5 protein-coding genes and 2 pseudogenes are annotated in these 6098 nt (G+C 58.8%); 4 read left to right on the top strand and 3 right to left on the bottom strand.

What is annotated here, in order from left to right:
- Positions 1 to 182 precede the first annotated feature (182 nt).
- The 4 genes and pseudogenes from istA to tnpC form a co-directional block, all read left to right on the top strand.
- Positions 183 to 1706, top strand: coding sequence for an IS21 family transposase (istA, locus tag D1227_RS14145; protein WP_035542056.1), 1524 nt, complete (start codon positions 183 to 185; stop codon positions 1704 to 1706).
- Positions 1703 to 2515, top strand: a complete 813-nt coding sequence (gene istB, locus D1227_RS14140) for an IS21-like element helper ATPase IstB (protein ID WP_119404655.1) — start codon at positions 1703 to 1705, stop codon at positions 2513 to 2515. Before istA ends, istB begins: the two co-directional genes overlap by 4 nt.
- A gap of 118 nt (positions 2516 to 2633) precedes the next feature.
- Positions 2634 to 3305 (top strand): annotated as a pseudogene (locus D1227_RS14135) (IS256 family transposase); the annotation flags it as partial.
- A gap of 30 nt (positions 3306 to 3335) precedes the next feature.
- A pseudogene (gene tnpC / locus D1227_RS14130) lies at positions 3336 to 4439 on the top strand (IS66 family transposase); the annotation flags it as partial.
- Between the two features lie 36 nt (positions 4440 to 4475).
- On the opposite strand, the gene D1227_RS20360 reads toward tnpC, so the two are convergent.
- The 3 genes from D1227_RS20360 to D1227_RS14125 all read right to left on the bottom strand — a co-directional run bounded on the left by D1227_RS20360 (position 4476) and on the right by D1227_RS14125 (position 5747).
- A complete protein-coding gene (locus D1227_RS20360) occupies positions 4476 to 4610 on the bottom strand; it encodes a hypothetical protein (RefSeq protein ID WP_267896851.1) in 135 nt (44 codons plus the stop codon).
- A 35-nt stretch (positions 4611 to 4645) separates the two neighbouring features.
- On the bottom strand, positions 4646 to 4801 hold the full coding sequence (locus D1227_RS19960) for a hypothetical protein (protein WP_156950542.1): 156 nt from the start codon (positions 4799 to 4801) through the stop codon (positions 4646 to 4648).
- A gap of 130 nt (positions 4802 to 4931) precedes the next feature.
- A complete protein-coding gene (locus tag D1227_RS14125; protein WP_119405097.1) occupies positions 4932 to 5747 on the bottom strand; it encodes an IclR family transcriptional regulator in 816 nt (271 codons plus the stop codon).
- Positions 5748 to 6098: the final 351 nt, after the last annotated feature.

Genomic DNA, 6098 nt, shown 5'->3' with positions numbered 1-6098 from the left:
TGCAGCGCGACAATCAGGATGAGAGTTGCGCGACAAACGGGATGAGAACGCTTCGGGGCGGGAACGTAGGGAGGGCGTAGCCCGACTGGAGTTCCTGCCCCGAAGCGTAAGTTTTTCAGGACTTTCTGGTGCTCGCGGTCGGTGGAGTAAGCTGGCGATTTTCCATTCGGAGGGATCGCATCTTGCCCGGCCGCCACATAACCGACCATCAGATGAGGCTCTATATGACGTACAGGAAGACTTACCCGATAGCCGTTGCCGCCGCGAAGGCGTCGATCAGCCCGGCAACCGCCTATCGGATCGAGAAGGATCCAAGACCGCCTTCACAGAAGACCGAGGCGCGCGGCCGCCGGCGCCCTGATCCCCTGGCCGGCATTTTCGATGCCGAAGTCGTGCCGATGTTGCAGGCAGCGCCGGGCCTCCGGCCCGTGGCTGTTTTCGAGGAGTTGATCCGGCGTCATCCTGATCTGGGTGAGAGCGTACGGCGCACGCTTGAGCGTCGCATTCGGGCCTGGCGCGCCATTCATGGCGAGGAGCAGGACGTCATCTTCCGCCAGGTGCAGGAACCCGGCCGGCTGGGGCTTTCGGATTTCACCGACATGGCCGCACTCGGCATCACGATTACCCACCAGGTTCTGGACCATCGGCTCTACCATTTCCGGCTGGCCTATTCCGGCTTTGAACACGCCCATGTCGTACTCGGTGGGGAGAGTTTCGTCGCCCTGGCAGAAGGCCTGCAGAACGCACTCTGGTCGCTGGGCGGGGTGCCGCGTGAGCACCGCACGGACAGCCTGTCGGCGGCCTTCCGTAATCTGGGCAAGGAGGCGCGCGAGGACCTGACCCGCCGCTATGACGAGATGATCACCCATTATGGCATGGTCGCCTCGCGCAACAATGCCGGCATCGCCCGCGAGAACGGCGCCATCGAGGGCCCGCACGGCCACCTCAAACGCGCGATCGAGGATGCCCTCTTGCTACGGGGGGCGCGCGATTTCGACACCCTCACTGCATATCGCGGTTTCGTCGACGAGATCGTCAGCCGCCGCAACGCGCGCAATGCCAGACGCATCGACGCAGAGCGAAGTGAGCTCAGGCAACTGCCCGAGCAGCGTAGCGCCGACTTTGAGGAACTCGGTGTGCGGGTCACATCCTCAGGCGGATTCACCCTGCGCAAAGTTTTCTACACCGTGCCCTCGCGTCTCATCGGTCATCGCCTGCGCGTGCGCCTCTATGACGACCGCCTCGACGTCTTCATCGGCAGCACACATCTCATGACATTGCCGCGCGGGCGCGCTTCGCCTTCCGGCAAGCATGATCAGGTCGTCAACTACCGACACGTCATCCATGCCCTGAAGCGCAAACCGATGGCCTTGATGCGGCTTGTCTACCGCGACCAGCTGTTCCCACGTGAAGCCTACAGGCAGACCTTCGACCTCCTCGTCGATCGTTTGACCGAGCGCCAGGCGTGCCAGATCATGGTCGAGCTGCTTGGTCTCGCCCACGAACGCGGCTGCGAGCGCGAACTGGCTGAAGAGTTGTCGATCTGTCTGGGTACTGGCGACCTGCCTGACATGGGCCGTCTGCGAACCCGCTTTGCGCCTGATGCCGCCAGCCTGCCCAATGTCGTCGTCCGCCTCGAGCCGCTTCAGGCCTATGAAGCGCTCATCGGCTCCACACCTGCGCTGGCGACGGGAGAAGGAGCATGAAGAACTCCGCGACAGACCCGACCCGGCTCAGCCTGCTCCTCAACGAGCTGCGCTTGCCTGCAACCAAGGTCAGCTGGCCAAAGTTCGCAGACCAGGCTGACAAGGAAGGCTGGCCCGCCGCCCGCTTCCTCGCCGCACTGGCTGAGCACGAACTGGCCGAACGTGATCGCCGCCGCATCGAGCGGCATCTCGCAGAGGGCCGCCTCCTGCCTGGAAAAACGCTCGACACATTCGAGTTCGACACCGTGCCGATGGTCTCGAAGGCTCAGGTCATGGCCATTGTCGCGGGCGACATCTGGCTGGGCAAAGGCGCAAACCTGCTTCTGTTCGGACCGCCCGGAACCGGCAAAAGCCACCTCGCTTCGGCGATCGGACTCGCGCTCATCGAGAGCGGATACCGGGTTCTGTTCACTCGAACCACCGATCTCGTCCAGAAGCTGCAACAGGCCCGTAGAGATCTCGTTCTCGAGAACGCCCTGGCAAAACTCGACAAGTTCGATCTGCTCATCCTCGATGATTTCGCATACGTCACCAAGGATCAGGCCGAGACCAGCGTCCTCTTCGAGCTCATCAGCACACGCTACGAGCGCCGGTCCATGTTGATCACAGCCAACCAACCGTTCGGGGAATGGAACAAGGTCTTCCCCGATCCCGCCATGACACTCGCCTCCGTCGATCGCCTCGTTCACCACGCAACAATATTCGAGATGAATGTCGAAAGCTATCGGCGCCGACAGGCCGTTGAGCGACGAAAGGGACCAGGAAGGCCCGCCGCGTTCGCAACCACCAACAATATCATGCCTGATTGACGCGCCGCGACAATCAAACTGACAAACCTCTTGCAAGCGTCAATCTTTGACGCAATCATTCAAAAATCGCGGCTCCAGATTCTCATCCTGATTGACGCTCGCTTCTCATCCAGAATGTCGCGCTACAGCGGTTTACATCGCGCTCGGTATCCTGCCCGACGGAACCAAGGAAATCCTCGGCATCTGGATCGAGCAGACCGAGGGGGCAAAGTTCTGGCTCAGGGTCATGAATGAGCTGAAAAATCGAGGTGTTGGCGATATCCTGATTGCTGTTGTCGACGGGCTGAAGGGCTTTCCCGAAGCCATCAATGCAGTCTTTCCGCAAACTGTCGTGCAAACCTGCATCGTTCACCTGATCAGGAACTCGATGGGCTTTGCATCCTGGAAAGACCGCAAGGCCATCGCCCAGTCCCTGCGGAGTGTTTATCGCGCCGCAAATGCAGAGGCGGGTCTGGTCGCCCTGGAAGCCTTCGAAGAAGGGCCCTGGGGGCAGAAATACCCTGCTATTGCGCAAAGCTGGCGACGCCATTGGGAACAGGTGATCCCGTTCTTTGCCTTCAGTGAGCCGATCCGCCGGATCATTTATACGACCAATGCGATCGAGGCCCTGAACTCAAAGCTCCGGCGGGCCGTTCGCACGCGCGGTCACTTCCCGAGTGACGAGGCCACCATGAAGCTGCTATACTTGGTTCTCAATCACGCTGCCCAGGAATGGAAACGGCCCCCGCGTGAATGGTTCGAGGCAAAGACCCAGTTCGCTGTCATCTTCGGTGACAGGTTCGTGGTCTGATAATGAAAAAGGCCACGAGCACAAAATTTAGGACAGTCCCTGGTGAACCGCTATGTGCGCCCCCGCATGGCCTGCACCTGTTGTGACCGGTTCCACCAGGCCCCGCTTCCCAGTCGCCCGATCGAACGCGGTCGCCCCGGCCCGGGCCTGCTCGCGCATGTCCTCGTCTCTAAGTATGCCGACCACCTGCCACTCTACCGGCAGAGCCAGATCTATGCCCGGGAAGGGCTCGATCTCGAGCGCTCCACAATGGCCGACTGGGTCGGCAAGTCGACAGCACTGCTTGAGCCGCTGGCTGAGGCGATTGGGCAGCATGTGCGTGCGGGCGCTGCGATCCATGCTGATGATACACCGGTGTCGGTTCTCGCGCCCGGCAACGGCAAGACAAAGACCGGCAGGGTCTGGGTCTATGCGCGTGACGAGAGACCTCACGGATCGGTCGCACCGCCAGCGGCGTTCTACCGGTTCAGTATGGACCGCAAAGGCATCCGCCCCGCAGAGCACCTGAAGGGATACTCCGGGTTCATGCATGCCGATGGCTATGCAGGGTTCGAAGAACTTTACCGGTCCGGCAGGATCACCGAAGTCGCCTGTCTGGCCCATATAAGACGCAAGTTCTTCGACATCGCCAAGGCGACCGGTTCAGCTGTTGCAACCGAAGCGGTGGCGCGCATTGCGGCGCTCTACGCGGTCGAAGCCGAAGCCCGCGGCCAGCCGCCAGACACACGTGTTGAAATACGCCAGGCAAAAGCCCGGCCGGTGTTCGATGACCTGATCAGCTGGCTGCAATCTGAACTGCCAAAGATCTCCGGCAAGTCAGACCTGGCAAAGGCCATCCGCTATGCCCTGACACGCATGCCAAGGCTCGAGGTCTATCTCTCGAATGGCCACCTGGAGATCGACAACAATGCCGCCGAGCGCGGCATGCGGGGCCTGGCTATCGGGCGTAAAAACTGGCTGTTTGCAGGCTCCGAGGGCGGAGGACATGCCGCTGCCATCGCCTACACTCTCATCGAGACCGCCAGGCTCAATGACGTCGATCCACAAGCCTGGCTCTGCGATGTCCTTTCCCGGATCGCTGACCACAAGATCACCCAAATCCATGAGCTGCTGCCCTGGAACTGGAAAGCCTGATCAGGTCAAGGGCGTCAACGCCGGACGGTTACTATTCTATTTGTAATTAAGTAGTAGAAAAATAAGGGATTTGCTGACCGCAAACCGCTCAGCCGCCGCACCCGTCGACATACCATCCTCGATCGCCGCAACCACGCGGCGGCGCAGATCCGTATCCAAAGGCTTTCCCATACCCTCCTCCAGTCGCTCCGACAGAAGGAATCGAATCAGACTTCGACCGATTTGGGAATCCCAAATCGACTCTCGTTGCGATCAAAACGCTCTAGTATGAGCCCAAGCGGAAATTTGCTCAGAATTGCCCTTGTCAGGCCATCGGTCGTGATGGTGCCGCCGATATCGGTCGTCAGGATGTTGATTTTCATCGAAGGTTGGCCCGCGTGGATGCTATGTCCCGCGATGCGGTTTTGAACCAACCGGCTGTCTTTTCCTTTCCTTTTTTGGGTCGACTGCCTGTATTATGTGCCCCATGCCCAATGACCTAAGCCATCGAGGCTAGCCCCGCCAGCCGATCGCCCTACTTGCGCTGTGCGCTACTTCGATCAATCTCTCAATCTTGGCCTTGCTGAAAAACGCTTTCTGTTCTGAGCGGGATAGAACGCTCATTGTCGCGACCAAGCGATCTTGCGAATCCAGGACTGGCACTGATGCCGCCGATAGGCCCGGCACGACGGTCCCGTAGCTCCGCGTGAAACCCACCCGCCTGGCCTCGTCAATCAGGGCGGCAAGTTCGACGTCATCGACGACAATCCCTTCAGCACGCTCCTTGTCGATCCGTTCCCTAGTCTGTTCAGGGGGACAATGCGCTAGGTAGAGTATGCCGGTCGATGACGTCTGCAATGGCAAGACCGATCCCGTGTGCAGCGATGTGAACAGCGGCATTCCACCATCGATCCAACGAATGATCGTGGGCCCGTAATCGCCCCACACGGACAGCAAACCTGTAGTTTTCATCTCCACCAGTAGAGTATCCAAGTGCTCGGTTGCTATCCGTACAGTGTCGAGTCGTGCTATCGCCGCCAAACCCAAGCGTACCATGAGGCTCCCCAAAGAATATTGTCCGGTCTTTTGGTCTTGCGCGACTACTCCGGTGTTAACATAAGAGAGCAAATAGCGATGGGCTTGGCTGCGAGACAGACCCGAATTGTCTGCCACTTCCCGCAGATAAGCCCCCTCCCCTTCACCGGTCTTCACCAATGCCAACAGAACTCGTACCCCGATTTCGACCGATTGGATTGATTTTCTTGGATTATAATTTTCCTCAGATCCTTTTACCGAGGTTTCAATTGCCTTTTTTTTCTCGTAATCCATGATCATCCAATTTGACATTTGTGGCTGCAATCAGTGATTTCACCTGCTTTCCTCCAAACTGGGAAAAGAGTCGAGCAACATTGCTGCGCATCAGCGCGGCTTAAGCAAGGGGCTGTGTTAAGGAGCCCTTTACTCGCTGGGCGATGGCGTAAGCAGTAGCGAGATAATCAACCGGAGCAAGCACAATTTTAGGCGTAGCAGTCCCAAACTATTGGATGAAATACTCTCCTCCGCCAGTTCACGCAACCAATTTTTGGCAGGAGATGTATGACCTCTACGGCATGTCCGCCTTCAAGGTCCAATTGCCATAGTTGGCTTCGATCATCAGAAACAGCATAGCAGGCAATACGG

The organism is Henriciella mobilis, from assembly GCF_003576315.1.
Classification (GTDB): domain Bacteria; phylum Pseudomonadota; class Alphaproteobacteria; order Caulobacterales; family Hyphomonadaceae; genus Henriciella; species Henriciella mobilis.
The sequence above is the reverse complement of the archived record's forward strand: the minus strand, read 5'-3'. Positions and strand labels throughout refer to the sequence as shown.